Annotated in this window: 17 protein-coding genes; 5 read left to right on the top strand and 12 right to left on the bottom strand. The window is 28.8% G+C overall.

The window, feature by feature from the left end; translation table 11 throughout:
* Positions 1-20: 20 nt before the first annotated feature.
* The 12 genes from BQ5344_RS02795 to BQ5344_RS02740 form a co-directional block, all read right to left on the bottom strand.
* The gene (locus BQ5344_RS02795; RefSeq protein ID WP_071124075.1) at positions 21-449 is read right to left on the bottom strand and encodes a hypothetical protein; all 429 of its coding nucleotides are present in this window, start codon (positions 447-449) and stop codon (positions 21-23) included.
* A 12-nt stretch (positions 450-461) separates the two neighbouring features.
* Positions 462-932 (bottom strand): 23S rRNA (pseudouridine(1915)-N(3))-methyltransferase RlmH, encoded by a 471-nt coding sequence (locus BQ5344_RS02790; protein WP_071124074.1) that lies wholly within the window; start codon positions 930-932, stop codon positions 462-464.
* Positions 933-993: 61 nt separating this feature from the next.
* Entirely contained in the window at positions 994-3,069 is a 2,076-nt protein-coding gene (gene mutL / locus BQ5344_RS02785; protein ID WP_071124073.1) for a DNA mismatch repair endonuclease MutL, read from the bottom strand.
* Between the two features lie 72 nt (positions 3,070-3,141).
* On the bottom strand, positions 3,142-3,732 hold the full coding sequence (locus BQ5344_RS02780; protein ID WP_071124072.1) for a hypothetical protein: 591 nt from the start codon (positions 3,730-3,732) through the stop codon (positions 3,142-3,144).
* A complete protein-coding gene (locus tag BQ5344_RS02775; RefSeq protein ID WP_071124071.1) occupies positions 3,732-4,289 on the bottom strand; it encodes a hypothetical protein in 558 nt (185 codons plus the stop codon). The genes BQ5344_RS02780 and BQ5344_RS02775 overlap by 1 nt, the downstream gene beginning before the upstream one ends.
* A gap of 220 nt (positions 4,290-4,509) precedes the next feature.
* Positions 4,510-5,493, bottom strand: a complete 984-nt coding sequence (mvaD, locus tag BQ5344_RS02770; protein WP_071124070.1) for a diphosphomevalonate decarboxylase — start codon at positions 5,491-5,493, stop codon at positions 4,510-4,512.
* A gap of 21 nt (positions 5,494-5,514) precedes the next feature.
* Complete coding sequence (mvk, locus tag BQ5344_RS02765) at positions 5,515-6,405, bottom strand: mevalonate kinase (RefSeq protein WP_071124069.1); 891 nt, start codon at positions 6,403-6,405, stop codon at positions 5,515-5,517.
* A 226-nt stretch (positions 6,406-6,631) separates the two neighbouring features.
* Entirely contained in the window at positions 6,632-6,883 is a 252-nt protein-coding gene (locus BQ5344_RS02760) for a hypothetical protein (protein WP_036070439.1), read from the bottom strand.
* Between the two features lie 426 nt (positions 6,884-7,309).
* Positions 7,310-7,804, bottom strand: a complete 495-nt coding sequence (locus tag BQ5344_RS02755) for a flavodoxin (RefSeq protein ID WP_021768870.1) — start codon at positions 7,802-7,804, stop codon at positions 7,310-7,312.
* A 249-nt stretch (positions 7,805-8,053) separates the two neighbouring features.
* Positions 8,054-8,602 (bottom strand): serine O-acetyltransferase EpsC, encoded by a 549-nt coding sequence (gene epsC, locus BQ5344_RS02750; RefSeq protein ID WP_071124068.1) that lies wholly within the window; start codon positions 8,600-8,602, stop codon positions 8,054-8,056.
* Positions 8,603-8,753: 151 nt separating this feature from the next.
* Positions 8,754-9,671, bottom strand: coding sequence for a cysteine synthase A (gene cysK / locus BQ5344_RS02745; protein WP_021768868.1), 918 nt, complete (start codon positions 9,669-9,671; stop codon positions 8,754-8,756).
* A gap of 133 nt (positions 9,672-9,804) precedes the next feature.
* The gene (locus BQ5344_RS02740; protein ID WP_071124067.1) at positions 9,805-11,499 is read right to left on the bottom strand and encodes a M3 family oligoendopeptidase; all 1,695 of its coding nucleotides are present in this window, start codon (positions 11,497-11,499) and stop codon (positions 9,805-9,807) included.
* Between the two features lie 464 nt (positions 11,500-11,963).
* Here BQ5344_RS02740 and BQ5344_RS02735 point away from each other — a divergent pair, with 464 nt between their 5' ends.
* The 5 genes from BQ5344_RS02735 (at position 11,964) to gmd (ending at position 17,359) form a co-directional block, all read left to right on the top strand.
* Entirely contained in the window at positions 11,964-13,259 is a 1,296-nt protein-coding gene (locus BQ5344_RS02735; RefSeq protein WP_071124066.1) for an exopolysaccharide biosynthesis polyprenyl glycosylphosphotransferase, read from the top strand.
* 54 nt (positions 13,260-13,313) lie between these two features.
* A complete protein-coding gene (gene rfbA, locus BQ5344_RS02730) occupies positions 13,314-14,210 on the top strand; it encodes a glucose-1-phosphate thymidylyltransferase RfbA (RefSeq protein ID WP_071124065.1) in 897 nt (298 codons plus the stop codon).
* Between the two features lie 77 nt (positions 14,211-14,287).
* Positions 14,288-15,364, top strand: a complete 1,077-nt coding sequence (locus BQ5344_RS02725) for a mannose-1-phosphate guanylyltransferase (RefSeq protein WP_205407987.1) — start codon at positions 14,288-14,290, stop codon at positions 15,362-15,364.
* Between the two features lie 33 nt (positions 15,365-15,397).
* The gene (locus tag BQ5344_RS02720; RefSeq protein ID WP_071124064.1) at positions 15,398-16,309 is read left to right on the top strand and encodes an NAD-dependent epimerase/dehydratase family protein; all 912 of its coding nucleotides are present in this window, start codon (positions 15,398-15,400) and stop codon (positions 16,307-16,309) included.
* 15 nt (positions 16,310-16,324) lie between these two features.
* Positions 16,325-17,359 carry a GDP-mannose 4,6-dehydratase gene (gene gmd / locus BQ5344_RS02715; RefSeq protein WP_071124063.1) on the top strand — a complete coding sequence of 345 codons (1,035 nt, stop codon included), beginning with the start codon at positions 16,325-16,327 and terminating at the stop codon, positions 17,357-17,359.
* Positions 17,360-17,364: the final 5 nt, after the last annotated feature.

Here is a 17,364-nt window from a genome sequence, read left to right as displayed (position 1 = left end):
TCATTCCTTTAGTTTATTTTTTATTCATCATCATCATCAAAGAAATCATCTAAGAACTCAGATAAATCCTCGTCATCTTCGTCTTCATTGCCAAAAAAATCATTTTCATCATCTTCGTCTTCTAATGCGTCAAAGTTTCTTTCATCATATTCTCCATCCACATTTTCATCTTTATCATATTCCCCAAAATCTTCATTCCAATACATATAATCCTTGTCAGAGCCGTAATATTCATCATTCCATATTTCCAACACCTGATCTTCTTCATCCTCATCTAAATCATACAGTTCCTCTTCAATACTGTCATAATAAAACACTTTCTTTTCCCCAGTTTCATCATCACAAACTAAATATTCCTTATCTCCTACCGTAACATTGGAAAGGCAAGTATAACCTTCTACATCTCCTTCGTTGTTAATTCTTTCAAATTCTTCCCCAGCAGAATACATATTTTTCCTCCATTATTTATGATATTTTATATTATTATTAATTGAAATCCATCTGTATATTTGCTCTGTCAAAATTAATCGCATAAGCTGATGTGGAAATGTCATTGGTGAAAAACATAGTCTAAAGTCTACAATTTTTCGCAAGTTGTCATTTACTCCGTTAGATCCGCCTATTATAAAATTAATTTCACTGTTTGTTATGGAAATTTTTTCGATTTTATCTGCCATTTCTTCAGAAGACAGCATTTTTCCATTTAAATCGAGCAAAATATTGTATGAATAAGTTTTTTTTGAAATAGCAGTTATTATTCTTTCAGTTTCTGAATTTATTGCATTTTCAATCCCCTTGTTATCATCTTCTTCAGCCAGTTCAGTAATATCGAGTTTTATGTATTTTGACAACCTTTTTGAAAACTCAGCTATTCCCTCTTTTATGTATCTATCTTTTATTTTTCCAATACACACTACATTAATTCTTATCATATTTTTTCCTTATTGTCAAAAGTTTTTTCAATTTTTTACTAAATTTTCTCAATTTTTACCCTTATTTTCTTCTGCCAAACATTTTATCTAGATCGTTTCTGGAAAGTTTTACAATAATTGGACGCCCATGTGGACATGTATACTTCCCAACTTCATGAATTCTTCGAACCATATTCTGCATTTCAAATATATCAAGTTTCTGTCCAGCCTTCACGGCTCCTTTGCACGACATCGAAATAATAATATTTTCTCGTAAATCCTTAATTTCAACTTCATTTTTCAAATCCATAATCAGCTGTAAAAACACATTTTCAATGCTATCCCGAAAGTCAAAGGCAGGCACTGCACGAATCACAATTTCATCTTCTGAAAATTCGTCAATATCAAATCCAAAATCTCTAAAAATTTCAATATTTTCAAAAATAATATTTTTTTCAATTCCTGTAATCTCCATTTTCAGAGGCAATAATAAATGCTGTGACTCTAGTTTCTTATTATAGAACTTGTCTTTTAGCTCTTCATACAAAATTCTTTCGTGAATAATATGCTGATCATAAATTTCCAGTTCATCATCTCTGCGAACAAGAATATATGTATCAAAAATCTGCCCCAGAATATCATAATGAAACTGCTTTCCAACATGCTTTTCAAACGTTCCAACTTTATAATGGGATTCATCTGCAGTATTTTCATTTATAATATCAAAATTTCTGTATTTACCAGAATTTTTGTAATTTTCAAAATTGCTACTATGTTCCGATTTTTTTGTCTGAAATTTATCTTCAATTTCAAAGTTTTCCACATTATTTTCCACAATTTTATTTGAATTTTCATTCATTTTATTCCATATTTCATCAAGTTTTGAGCTATTTTCATTTTTATTATTTACAAAATTTTCATCACTTGAAAAAGTATTGTATGTAATATTTTCGGAATTATCAGAAAACTCAGAATTTCTATCATTTTTATTAAAATCATCCGCTGAAAAATTATCTTTCTCATTTGAATTTTTAGTATTTTCTAAAATCTTTCCATCAAAAGTTTCCAAACTTATAACTTTTTGATTTTCCCCTTTTAAAATATCGTCAGAAAACAAGTCATCGTTTTCCACAGCAACATTCTCGTTAATGTTAATATTTTTCTTTATCAGGTCAATATTAGGTTGCCAGTTTTCCCTGTCGTTATAATAAAAAAAGTCATCAATTGCTGATTTTATTTCATTATAAACAATTTTATCATTTGAGAATTTTATTATTTTTTTGGATGGGTGAACATTTACATCTATTTCCTTTGGATCAGTATTGTAAAAAATAATTGCAAATGGATATTTTCCCTTCATTAATTTAGTGTAATAGCCATCTATAACAGCACGTTCAATAGTTGCTGACTTTACATATCGGTTATTTACAAAAGTAAACATAAAATCCTTTGAACTTCGTAAAATTTCTACGTTACCTAAATATCCATATTCAAATTTTTTCAAATTTCTCAAAACAGACTTTCCAAATAATTCAAGAATTGCGTTTTCAATACCTTTTCCACTTGTTTTTATTGTGCTTTTTCCATCTAGTTCCAGAGAAAATGCCACATTACTGTTTGAAAGTGCTTCCTTTAGTACAATATCTCTAATTTTACCATATTCTGTTGACATTTTGCGTAAAAATTTCCGTCTGGCAGGCGTATTGTAAAATAAATCCCTGACTTCCATTTCTGTACCGATATTTCTCGAAACTTCCTCAAACTTTCTCACAACTCCGCCATAACAGCCAATTTTGTATCCTACAGGACTATTTTCAGAACGTGTAGTAATCGTAAGTTTAGACACCGCCGCAATAGACGACAAAGCCTCTCCTCGAAACCCATAAGTATTTAAGTTAAAAACATCTTCCTTTTCCTTAATTTTAGAAGTAGCATGCCGCTCCACCGACAAAAGTGTGTCGTCCTTATCCATCCCAATTCCATTATCACTTACTTTAACATCCGTTCCAGATTTGAAAACTTCAATTTTTATCATTGTAGCCTTCGCATCCAGCGAGTTCTCAATCATCTCCTTAATCATCGAAGCTGGATTTTCCACAACTTCCCCAGCGGCAATAATATTTGATACTTTTTCATCAAGTATTTTTATATATCCCACAATTTCTCCTCCTTTTTCTATGTTATTTTTTTATTTTTATTGTAAAATTTTAAGTTTTTACCTTAAAAACCTTTAATTTTGAGTAAGTGAGTTAAACTGCAAATTAAAGAACATTGCTTTGCTGAATTGTGGACTTTCTTGCATTTCCCAATTATTGTTATGTTTTAAATAAACAATATCAAAAGTTTCTTCAAAATATCTTAGATTAGGATCATCCAATTTTTCATTTACAGATTCTTTTAAAAATTGCGTAGTCAATTTTATCACTTCATCTTCTGACCTCACAGTAGGGTTTGGTGATTGCAAAAGTCTTTGTCTTTCTTCTAATATTTTCTTTTTAAATATTTCTATTGCTTCTGATAAATCAGGATATTTTATAGTAATATTTACAATAATTTTATTTTTATTTTCTTTTTTTGTTTTATTAATTTTATAGGACATTTTTTTATATCCTTCATCAATTGCTTCAAATGTTATAGTAGCCATTTTATCATTATTTAATGATTTATAACCTCCGTTTCGAGTGAATTCTATTAAATTTTTTAAATCATTTTCAATAATTTTTTTATCATTTTGACAACTTGTTATTGTAGATATTAAGATTAATCCTACAATAATTGAGAATATTTTTTTCATATTTGCTTCTTCTTCCCCCTTTTTCATTAGTTTTTCTTTTTTAAGACAAATACAGCTATCACACAGACAATTAATCCAGCAATTGCAGGCTTTAACATTGACAATGCACTCTTGCCAGTTAAAAGATAGCTGTTAAATATTTTAAGAATTGCAGTTGCTATTAAAATTAATAAAAGTAATTTCCAGTTTTTTGTCCAAGTTGAAACTATTATAAAAACCAAAAAAATTATAACAATAAAAAGCAGGGCAATTTTATCTATTGTCCATCCACTTTTCAAATAATTTGCTTCAAAATTTAAAAATTTTACAATTTCAGGATTAGTTATATTTGGCTTTGGAAACCAGAACATACTCGTAAATAGAAGAAAAATAGAAATTGAAATTCCTGAAAACATCTTTTTGTATGCACTCCAGATTATTGGAATAATAAATAGTGGTCTAATATACCAGCTTAGTATATTATGATGCCGCTGAAATGCCCACATAAAAAATATGTTATTACTAAAAAATAAATGAATTAAAATTATTGTCATAATTCCAAATAATATGCCTATAACTATGTCAAATTTTCTTGATTTATCCATTATTCAAAATCCTTTCCAAAATATATCTTAACTCTTTCAATATTAAACTGATAAAATCAAACAATTTTAGGAATTATCATAATTTTTTATTTTCAATTTCAAATTATACTCAAACCTACTTAAAATTAAACTACTAAAAATTATATAAATTTAGGGTTTGAGTAAAATAGTCATAACTTTTGAGTTTTGTTTTAAAGCAGTTTTACTATAATTTTCACAATTATAATTTCACAGTCCTGCTCACAATAATTTTATACTTTTCTTCAAAAATTTCTGCTAATTTTTCCAAATCCTCTTCCAGACAAAGTACCTTCACATTAGGCCCCGCATCCATTGTAAAATAACATTTCTCCCCATTATTTCTCAAATTTTTTACAAAATCCATTGCTTCATAAGTTTTTTCATTAAAATATGTAAACGGAGGATTTGCAGTTTCAGTTGTCTTGTGCATTCTAAGAGCATTCTCTTCTGTCAAAGTTCCTACTTTTTCAAAATCATTTTCAGCAAGATATTTTTTCATATTTATAAAGTCAATTTCCGACTGTTTTACCCACTCGTCAAAATATGTCGAAGTTTTTGCACAAAGTTCCATTCCATTTCGGCTTGAAATTTCCTTTTTATTTTCATTCAGCACAAGCACAATCATCGCCAGTTTCAAATCTGTCCTTACCTCATAAATTTCTCCAGTATCCTTGTCCCAAGCAGCAATAGGTCCAAAAAAGCTTCTCGAAGAAGATCCTGAACCAAATTTTGAAATTTGTGCAAGTTCAGATTGTGTATAGTTTTTTCCAAAAAGTTCATTACAAGCCTTTATTACAGCCGATAAACCACTCGAACTGGAAGAAAGTCCCGCAGCTGTTGGCATATTATTGGTTGTAGAAATTTTTACCTTCTGACTTCTATTTTCCCTAAACAAATCCACAACTTTGCTAATCTTTTCTGTATGTACACTATCCTGCAATTCTCCATTCAAATAAAATAAATCTGCCATGTCTGAATATTTATCTTTACAATTTTCGCTTTTTATCTCTTTTTCAACTGCAATTTTAATATCTTCATTATTTATAAATTCCATCTCTGTTTCTGTGAACATATCGTTAAGGGTAAGAGAAATGCTGCTTGTGGAAGGTATCATTTTTGCTGCATCTTTTTTTCCCCAGTATTTTACAATCGCAATATTAGCATAAGATTTGACTTTTACCATTTTTACTCCTTTATTTTCTTATTAAATTTTCTCCACCCAAATATTCTCTGCTCCACATTTTAACAATTCATCTTTTATTTTTTCTACAATTTCCAGATTCTTAGCAAGTGCGATTACACATCCTCCTAATCCTCCGCCAGAAATTTTTGCCCCACTTGCTCCGTTTTCGATTGCTGTTTTTACAAATAAGTCTGTTTTTTCAATGGTTATATTCAAGTTTCCGAGTTCTGTATTTGCTTTTGTCATAATTTTTCCTATTTTATCAACTTTTTCTTCTTTGGATTCAATATTTTCAGTCAAGATTTTAGCCATTTCATCTGTCAATTCTCCTAATTTGTTTAAAGAACTGTCAGCGTTACTTCCTAAATTTTTAACCTTTTGAATTGCTTCGCCAGTATTTCCATAAATGCCTGTATCTGCAATTACAAGATATGCATCGAGATTTAAGTCAATGTATGAAAATCCCTTGTTCTTTATAAATTTTATGGCTTTGTTGCTAAGGCAAGTTTTGGCATCCAGCCCGCTTGGTGTACTATGAGCTACAATTTCTGCCGTGTGAACCAACTTTTCCAGCAATGTATCTTCCAAATATTCTCCAAAATAATCAAATACAGCACGAATGGCGGCAATACTAACAGCTGCTGAAGAGCCCATTCCACGTTTTGTCGGTATTTGAGAAGTTACTTTATATTTTATTTTTGCATTTTCTTTTTTTAAATATTTTAACGCAGTAAAAAGAGCAACTGAAATAGTATCAGTCTTATTAGGGAAATAGCTGCTTTTGGCTTCTTCCACAATACATTCAATTTCAATTTCTTTTAGTGGAATAGCGATGGCAGGATAACCGTAAACAACAGAATGTTCTCCAATTAATATTATTTTACTGTGTGATTTTCCGATACCTTTTTTCATTGAATTTTCCTTTTTTATACTAAAATTATATAAATTTATTATACTAGAAAAGTTATAATAATCCAATACCTTTTTATATATTTTCAAATTTTTTCAAAATCGAAAAAAAATTAATAAAATCTAGTGTTTGGATATAAAAACATTTTTTTATTTGTTAAAAAAAACTCTAAGTTTTTTATAAACCTAGAGTTTCTAATAATTTTATTGTTGGTAAAGGTTTTTAGTTTTAACCTGCAAGAAGTTTTGCTCTAGTTAAACGCAATCCTCTGTACCCAGTACCTTCAAAATAAATTTTATAAGAATATCCTTTTGAAACAGAAGATAATCTACCACTTGTAAATTGGAATGTTCTTCCTGATTCTGCACTTTCACAAGTTACAGATCTCCCTGTTTTACCAGTAACATAACACTCCTCTACATATCTTGAAAATCCTAATGCTCCAAATGCTAAAAATCCTACTAGAATTAATTTTTTCATGCTAATCAGCTCCTTTTTACATTTTTTTAAATACTGTTTTCTATTATAGTATACCATATAATTTAAAAAAATCAAGTATTTTTTTTTGATTTTTATTCAAAAATTTTAAAAATTAAATCTAAAATATTGATTATTAGAGATATTGTATAACTTTGAAACGTAATGTTACTTTCTTTGACTTAGTCTATATTTTTAACAAGTTAGAATCTAAGATGCCACTGTTTGATTAAGTTTTTAATTTATATTAAAGAAAGAAAAGAATAACAAATAAAAAAAAGACGTCCTTGTGAACGTCTTCTTTATTTTTGGAGAGAAAATCAACTTGTGAAAATTGATTTATCTTAGTTATATATAAAATATAGCTAAAATCATATTTAATTTGTCTTTTGTGAAATTATTTTTATTATTCACAGACATAGTTTATTATTAAAATTCTTTTTTGATTTGTTCAACCCATGCATCAATTCTTTCATCTGTTAATTCAGACTGATTAACTTCATCTAAAGCAAGTCCCAAAAATTGACCATTTTTTACAGCTCTTGATTCATTAAATTCATATCCTTCAACTGAAGTTTTTCCAATAATTGTTGCACCAGTTTTTTGGATTTCTTCATCAAGAATGCCAATTCCATCCATAAATGTATCAGAGAATGTTCCTTGATCTCCACTACCGAAATATCCTACTTTTTTACCACTGAAATCTTTGTTTGCCAAGTCATCGACAACTGCAGCCCAGTCATCTTGCAAGTCTCCAAACCCCCATGTAGAAGCTCCCAAAAGCAGCACATCAAAGTCTTCTAACTTATCTTCATTCCCATCAATATTGAAAACTTCTGCTCCATCAATTTTTTCTGCAATTTTATGAGCTATATCTTCAGTTACGCCTGTTGTTGATCCGAAAAAAATTCCTACTTTTGCCATTTTAAGCCTCCGTTATTAGTTTTATTTATTTTGGATATCATGTATCCATCTGTTTGTTGTATTTTTAAATCAAAGAATTGAAATAAATTATTTTACTCAATTTTCATATAAAAAATATATCATATTTTATTTTGATTGTCAAATTTTTTTGATTTTTATATTAGTTTTTTAGATTATATTCAAAATTTTTAAAATTAAGTCCTAAAACTTAATAGAAAAGGACTTATTTTCTAAAATAACAAAAATAAATTAAATATACCACATATAGTAATCTTCTTCTGTTTTTGGGATAATTCTGGCAGGAATGCCTACAGCGACAGCCTCGTCAGGTACATCTCGTAAAACAACTGAATTTGCTCCAATTCTTGCATTTTTACCAATTATTATATTTCCTAAAAGTTTTGCTCCAGTTCCAACTGTTACATTTTCTTTTAATGTCGGATGTCTTTTAGTTTTTGAGGTACTTACCCCTCCGAGAGTTACTCCATGATAAATAACGCAGTTATTGCCAATTTCGGCTGTTTCTCCGATTACAATTCCCATTCCATGATCAAAAAATATTTTATTTCCCAGCTTTGCTCCAGGATGAATTTCTATTCCTGTAAAAAAACGGGAAAATTGTGAAATAAGCCTTGCAAAAAAATATAATTTATGATTTTGAAAAAAATGTGCAATTCTATGATTAATAACCGCATGCAAGGATGGGTAGAGAAAGACTTCTATTTTGGATCTTACTGCTGGATCCTTTTCTGCGATATTATTTATTTCATTTTGTAACCATTTAAAAATAGTAATCACACTCCTTAAAAATTATATCTTATTATATACTAAAACTATTTTAAACACAACTTTTTTATACAAATGTAATAAAATTTTTTTAAGGATTGTAAAAAAGGCAATTAATCTTAGATATATCTGCAATATCAAAGAATTCTTGCCTTATTATTTTCTATAAATTATTTCTAAATACTTCAACTGATAAGTATTTTTCACCACCATCAGGTAAAATTGCTAAAACTTTTTTTCCTTTTCCTAATTTTTTAGCCACCTTGTAAGCAGCTGCAATTGCAGTTCCAGAAGAGATTCCTATAAATAGTCCATTTTCTTTTGAAGCTCTTGTTGCAAACTCAATAGCTTCTTCATTTGTTATTTTTATAACTTCATCAACAAGTTCAGGATTATAATTTCCAGGAATGAATCCAGCTCCAAGACCTTGCTGAGAATGTTTTCCAGGTTGTTCTCCTGATAATACTGCAGAAGTTGTAGGTTCTACAGCGAACACTTGCACTCCAGGTCTTTCTTCTTTCAATCTTTTTCCAACTCCTGATAAAGTTCCAGCTGTTCCAACTCCTGAAATAAAGGCATCAATTTGTGGGAAGTCATTCAAAATTTCTTTTGCCGTAGTTTCATAGTGTTTAGCAGGATTTGCAGGGTTTTCAAATTGCTGAGGTAGGAAGTATCCGTTTTCAGCCGCTAATTTTTCAGCTTCAGCGATTGCTCCTTTCATTCCTTTTGCCCCTTCAGTCAATATTAGCTCAGCTCCGTAAGCTGCCAAGATGCTTCTTCTTTCCACACTCATCGAATCAGGCATGATGATGATTACTTTATATCCTTTTGCTTTTCCGATTAAAGCTAATGCAATTCCAGTATTTCCAGACGTTGGCTCTACAATTGTTCCTCCTGGTTTTAATTTTCCTTCTTTTTCAGCTGCTTCTATCATTCCAAGAGCCGCTCTATCCTTTACACTTCCACCAATATTATATTTTTCCAGTTTCACATAAATATCAGCAATATTTTCTTCATTTAAAAATTTTAGTTTTACTACAGGTGTATTTCCAATTAAGTCTAAGATATTTTCATAAATCATTATACATTACCTCCATATAATTAATATATTATTCTTTTAAATTTGTATCTACAATTATTATATCACTAAATTTTTTTTAAATCAATAGAAAAACAGAAATATTTTAAAATTTTATTTTTAATAATGATTTAAATTACAAATTCATATCATCGACACTATCCAGATATTCTTTAATTTTTGGAATTACAGCCGCTAATATTCCTTCCTCAAACGGATTTTTCAGATTGGCAGATTTCATAAGTTCAAAGAACGATTTACTTCCTCCAAGTTTACATAGATTCAAATAATCCTGCCATGCTTTTTCCCTGTCTTCCCTTGATTTTATCCAGAATTGGAAAGCACAGACTTGGGCTAAAGTGTAGTCGATGTAGTAAAATGGCGAGCTGAAAATATGCCCTTGTCTAAACCAAAAAATTCCATTTTTCAATTCATTGGCTTCCCCATAATCTCTAGTTGGTAAATATTTTTTCTCAATTTCAAGCCATTTTTCACGACGCTCTTGTGGAGTAACTTCTGAATTTTCATAAACCCAGTGCTGAAATTCATCGACTGTTACCCCATAAGGAATGAATAAAAGAGCTTCTGACAAATGAATAAATTTATATTTTTCTGTATCATTTTGAAAGAACAAGTCCATCCACGGCCAAGTCAAAAATTCCATACTCATTGAATGAATTTCACAAGCTTCGTAAGTTGGCCATAAATATTCAGGCACCTCAAAACCTCGGCTTTGGTAAACTTGAAAAGCATGCCCTGCTTCGTGCGTCAAAACATCAATATCATGTGCAGTCCCATTAAAATTGGCAAAAATAAATGGAGCCTTATATTTTGGAATGTAAGTGCAGTATCCACCACTCATTTTCCCCTTTTTAGAAAGCAAGTCAAGCAAATTATTTTCAGTCATAAATGTAAAAAATTCATCAGTTTCCTTCGACAATTCCTTATACATTGTTTTACCGTGATTTAAAATCCATTCAGGTGAACCATGTGGATCAGCATTTCCAGAATTAAATTTTATAGCCTCGTCATAAAATCTAAGTTTTTCCACTCCCAGTCTTTTTTCCTGTCTTTTACGAAGCTCAGTATGTAGCGGTACAATGTTTTCAAGTACTTGCTTTCTGTAACCTTCCACCATTTTTGCATCGTATTCAAGTCTTGAAAGCTGTTTATATCCAAATTCTACATAATTTTTATATCCCATTTTCTGTGCCATTTTAGTTCTCACTTTTACAAGCGAATCATAAATATTGTCAAATTCTTCTTGATTTTCAGAAAAAAACTGAGCCACTTTCTTTGCGGCTTCAATTCTCACATTTCTGTCCTTTGATTGCGTATAGGGAACCATTTGCGATAAATTAAGCTCTTTCCCATCAAAATCAATTTTTGCACTGGCAATCAATTTTGAATATTTGCTGGATAATCTATTTTCTTCCTGTGCATCTGGAATAATCTCGTTCGAGAAAACTTTCAATGTATTTTCTGCCAAATCAAACAATAATTTTCCATATTTCTCAACAAGTTCGTTTTTAAATTTTGAATTCACAAGAACGCTATAAAAATCATTAGTAAATCCAAACAAAATTGGACTAATTTCATCCATATACTCATTTTCCTTATTATAAAACTCATCGTTAGTATCAATGCTATGCCGAATTGAAACAAGCGTCTGCATAGTTTCAATATGATTTCTCAGCTTTATAATTTTATCAAACGCCTCAATTTGTCCCTCTACATTTTCTGCCTTTTCAAAACTATCTATTAGCTCTGAAAATTCTCCTTTTATTTTTTCCAAGTCCAAATGCTCATATTTGTAATCATTAAAATTCATAATTTTTTTCCTCCATATTTTTTATTTTTATAAATTTAGTATATCAAATTTTAAGTAAAATAACAATTTCAAAGATTTAGATTGCTGGATTTAAATTTCAGAGTTGTATAACTTATTGATTAAATTTTTAAAAAATATAAAAAACAAACACATACCATTATAATGTTTAAAATTACTTCCAAGCCATATTTTTATTGAATTGCCAGTACTTGAATTTCCTAATAAAATATGTTATACTCATACTGTAATTATGTATAAAAAATAGAGAATAAAACTTCTATTTACACAAAAATTCAAATAAATTTTTTCATCTTTTTTCTCATTTGGAATTATTTAATACAAATTATAATTTTTTGTCTTAGAAAATGTTATTCTTTTAGTAAAAAAAATTAAGATAAAATCTTCAATGAATGCTTCTTAAATGGAGTTTATATAAATGATTTGTTAAGTGAGGATGAATAATTATGAAACTAAATAAAGATATACGCATACGTATATTATATATTTTTATTTTATATATGATTTATAGTCTTTTATTAGATAAATATGACTATGTAGTAAAATATTTAACAAATTTTATATTTATTTTATTTATATTTGTAAAGTTTGTATTTGGACAACTGGATTTTTATGCAGAACGTTTTAGGCTTAAAGATGTTTTTATAAATTTAGGAATTGATAGTATCTTTTCTGTAATGTTATATGCCTTTTGGAAGCGTTTTGATGTATTTTATATGTTTGGATTAATATTTGTGTTTCAAGTAATTTTTAGAAAAATTATATGCTCAATTTATATGAAAAAACAAAATGTATTAATATTTGGGTCAAATCATATAGACAATAACATCCAAGAAGATATTATAAATACCCTTGACTATAATTATATTGGATATATTTCAAATAATAAAACTAGAGCAACAAAATATTTAATTGGAAAATATGATGAAATGGAATCAATTATTGTAAAAAATAATGTGGATATTCTAGTAATTGTAAAAGATATAAAAAGTCCTGATTTTAAAAAATATTCAAAACGTATTTTTGATTTGAAAATTAATGGATTAAAAATAATGAATTATGAAGAATTCAATGAAGATATCCAAAAGAAAATTGATATAAATCAAATAAATGAAGAATGGATTTTACAATCAAATGGATTTGATATTTTGAACAATGAAATGCAAAGAAATATAAAAAGAGGAATGGATTTAATACTAGCATTAATTTTAATGGTCGTTCTTTCTCCTCTCGCATTAATTACTGCAATAATTATTAAATGCGAATCTAAAGGGCCAGTTATATTTAAACAAACAAGAATAGGCGAAAATATGAAACCTTTCAAAGTTTATAAATTTAGAAGTATGAAACTGCATGATCCTAAAAAATATTCAAAGTATACTTTGGATTGTGACACAAGAGTTACAAAATTTGGAAAATTTATTAGAAAAACAAGAATCGATGAATTACCACAACTTTGGAATATTTTGAAAGGGACAATGAGTTTTATTGGACCACGTCCAGAATGGGATATACTAGCCAAAGATTACGCAGAACAGATAAACTACTACAATCTAAGGCATCTTATAAAACCTGGAATAACAGGTTGGGCTCAAGTAATGTTTCCATACGGCGAAAGTTTAGATGATGCAAAGAGAAAACTTGAATATGACTTATACTATTTAAAACATCAGGACTTAATACTTGATGTGCTTATTGTTGCAAAAACGGCTAAGGCTGTTTTATTTGGAAAAGGGAAATAATATTGAAATTGAAAAAATTCTTTTTATTAAATGGTTTATTTAAGGAGGAGACTTATGAAGGGAATTGTTTTAGCTGGAGGTTCTGGCACAAGACTTTATCCATTGACAAAATCTATTTCCAAACAAATATTGCCAGTTTATGATAAGCCTATGATTTATTATCCTTTATCTGTACTTATGCTTGCAAATATAAAGAATATTTTAATAATTTCCACACCAAGAGATATCTTGTTATTCGAAAATCTTCTTGGAGATGGAAAGCAATTAGGAATAAATATTGAATATAAAATTCAAAATGAGCCAAATGGAATTGCGGAATGTTTTTTGATAGGAGAAGACTTTATTGATTGTGATAATGTTACATTGATTTTGGGAGATAACATATTTTATGGAAATGGATTTTCAAAAATTCTTGAAGAAGCGATTGATTACTTTGAAAATTCTAAAAAAACAGAATTAAATAATAATGGTGCAATGATATTTGGTTATCCAGTGAAAAATCCCAGTGATTATGGTGTTGTTGAATTTGATAAACACGGAAATGTCATTTCTTTACAAGAAAAACCGCAAATAGCTAAATCAAATTTTGCAATCCCAGGACTGTATTTTTATGATAATACAGTTATAAAAAAAGCTAAGACATTAAAGCCATCAAAACGTAAAGAGCTAGAAATAACATCAATTAATGAACTTTATTTGATTGAAGAAAAATTAAAAGTAAAAACTCTCGGACGTGGGATGAGTTGGTTTGACACAGGTACACCAAAAGGTTTGTTAGAGGCTTCAAATTTTGTAGAAGCAATTCAAAATAGACAAGGCTTTTATATTGCCTGTCTTGAAGAAATTGCCTATACAAAAGGCTGGATAGACAAAGAAATGCTTGTTAAAATAATAAATAAGTTAAAAAATTGTAATTATAAAAAATATTTAGAAAGTTTATTAAAAAAATAATTTATAATAATAGTTGTTGTTTTATGTAATTCTGAAAACACACTAATAAAATTTCAAATAAAAAAGGAGGAGCTACATTGACTTCAGTAGTAATAATGGCTGGTGGAAAAGGTGAAAGGTTTTGGCCTAAAAGCCGAATAAATTTACCAAAGCAATTTTTATCTTTAACAGATGATGGGAAATCTATGATACAACATACAGTCGAAAGGGTAAAAAGTTTAGTAGATATTGAAAATGTTTACGTGGTAACAAATGAAATGTATAAAAATTTGGTTTTAGAGAATATCCCAGATATACCAAAAGAGAATATAATCATTGAACCAGTTGCTAAAAATACAGCACCTTGTATTGGACTTGCTGCAATGCATATTGCGAAAAAGGATATAAATTCAAAAATGATAATTTTACCTTCAGATCATTTAATTAAATTTAATGAAATTTTCATCGACACATTAAAAACGACATTAAATGTAGTTGAGAAAGGAGATAATCTGGTAACAATAGGAATTACTCCAAATTATCCTGAAACAGGATATGGGTATATTAACTTTACAAAAGGTGAAAATTTTAAAGATAGTGCAAACGTTTATGAAGTTTTACGTTTTGTGGAAAAACCAAATTTAGAAAAAGCTAAAGAATACTTAACAAGTGGACAATATTTATGGAATAGTGGAATGTTTGTATGGAAAGCATCAACTATTTTGAAAAATTTTAAAGAATATTTGCCAGAAATTTATGAAGGACTGCAAAAAATAGGAGAGTCAATAAATACAGAAGAATATGAAGAAGTGTTAAGAAAAGAATTTCCAAATCTTCCGTCAGAATCTATAGATTATGGGATAATGGAAAAAGCTAAAAACATTTATGTGATTCCAGGAAACTTTGGGTGGGATGATGTAGGAAGTTGGCTTTCACTTGAAAGAATTAATAAGACAAATCAAGATGGAAATGTTATAAGTGGAAATGTTATAAGTATAAAAACAAAAAATTCAATAATACAAGGTAATGAAAAACTTATCGCAACTATTGGTTTAGAGGATATAGTAATTGTAGATACTGAAGATGTAACACTGATTTGTCATAAAAACAATTCACAAGAAGTTAAGGAAATTATCAATAATCTAAGAATTTGCAATAGGAATGAATATTTATAAATTTTAGAGATTAATAGAAATAAAGGAAGAGATATGAAAGAAAAAAAAATTTTAATAACAGGAGCCTCTGGATTTATAGGCAAGTATGTACTTAAAAAAATTAAAGATAATGATTTAGACTTTTTAGCTATTGATGCCCAAAAAGTTCTAGATGTTTCATCAGAAAATCAAAGAGTTATTTCTCTTTTAGATAAAGAAAATTTGGGTGAAGTTATAAAATCGTATAAACCTAATGTTATAGTACATTTAGCAGCAATTGCATTGGTTACTCATAAAAATACTGGAGAAATTTATAATGTAAATGTTCAAGGGACAGAAAATTTATTAGAATCAGCACAAAATTATTGTGACAAAAATACTAGAGTAATTTTGGCAAGTACAGCAGGAGTTTATGGAAATCAAAATGTAGATAAATACGGAGAAAATCTTACTTATAATCCAGCGAATCATTATTCATATAGTAAGATGATTACAGAATATATAAGTAAACAGTATAAAGAGGATTTAGATATTGTAACAATAAGACCGTTTAACATTATAGGAGTTGGTCAAAGTGAAAAATTTTTAGTTCCTAAGTTGGTAGAACATTTTGCAGATAGAAAAGAAAAACTTTCTGTTGGAAATATATCATCTTTTAGAGATTATGTCGATGTTGAATATTGTGCAGAAGTTATAATGGAATTAATATCAAGAAAAAAATTAGATTTTGATATTCTTAATATCTGTTCAGGAATTCCAACAAATGGTGAAATGATAATACAATTACTTCAGGAAATAACAGATTTTAAACCTGAAATTGAGATTTCGTCAGATTTTGTTAGAAAAAATGAAGTTTGGAGAATGATTGGAGATACAACAAGACTATGGGAATTTATGAATGGTAAGAAATCTCAAAGTGTAAAAGATATATTAGTAAAAATGTTAGATTATTATAAAAATAGATAAATTTAGGAGGAAAATATGAAAAAAAGAGCTTTAATAACAGGAATAACAGGACAGGATGGTTCGTATTTAGCGGAGTTACTATTGGAAAAAGGATATGAAGTATATGGATTAATTAGAAGAAAAAGTGTAATTACTTTTGGAAATATAGAGCATAGAAAAGATGAAATAAATTTTATATATGCTGATATGACAGACTTGGTTTCATTAGTCAATGCAATGAGAATATCTCAAGCTGATGAAGTGTATAATCTGGCAGCTCAATCGTTTGTTGGAACATCATGGGAACAACCTGTAGCAACTGTTGATATTGATGGAATTGGAGCTTTAAATATGTTGGAAGCTATAAAAGCGGTAAAACCTGAAGCAAGATTCTACCAAGCATCTACAAGTGAAATGTTTGGATTAGTCCAAGCAATTCCTCAAAATGAAGATACACCTTTTTATCCTAGAAGTCCATATGGAGTAGCAAAACTTTATGGGCATTGGATTACTAAAAATTACAGAGAGAGTTATGATATGTATGCATGTTCAGGGATATTGTTTAATCATGAATCTGAAAGAAGAGGAAAAGAGTTTGTTACTAGAAAAATCACAGATGCAGTAGCTAGAATAAAATTAGGAGTACAAGATGTTTTAGAATTAGGGAATTTAGATGCAAAACGTGATTGGGGACATGCAAAGGATTATGTAAAAGCAATGTGGTTAATGTTACAACAAGATAAAGCAGATGATTATGTGATTGCAACAAATGAAACTAGAACTGTTAGAGAGTTTGTAGAGAGAGCATTTAAGTATGTAGATATTGATATTGTTTGGGAAGGAAAAGATGAAAAAGAAATAGGGAAAGATGCTAAAACTGGAAAAACAGTAGTAAGAGTAAATCCTAAATTTTTTAGACCTGCAGAAGTTGATATCTTAATTGGAAATCCTGCAAAAGGTGAAGCAGCACTAGGTTGGAAAAGAGAAATTTCATTTACTGAATTAGTTGAAAGAATGGTAAAAAATGATTTAGAATTAGTTGGAAAAGAAATTAAATTAAATAGTTATTAATTTTT

Origin of the sequence: Leptotrichia massiliensis (genome assembly GCF_900104625.1) — a bacterium.
Lineage (GTDB): Bacteria > Fusobacteriota > Fusobacteriia > Fusobacteriales > Leptotrichiaceae > Leptotrichia > Leptotrichia massiliensis.
The sequence above is the reverse complement of the archived record's forward strand: the minus strand, read 5'-3'. Positions and strand labels throughout refer to the sequence as shown.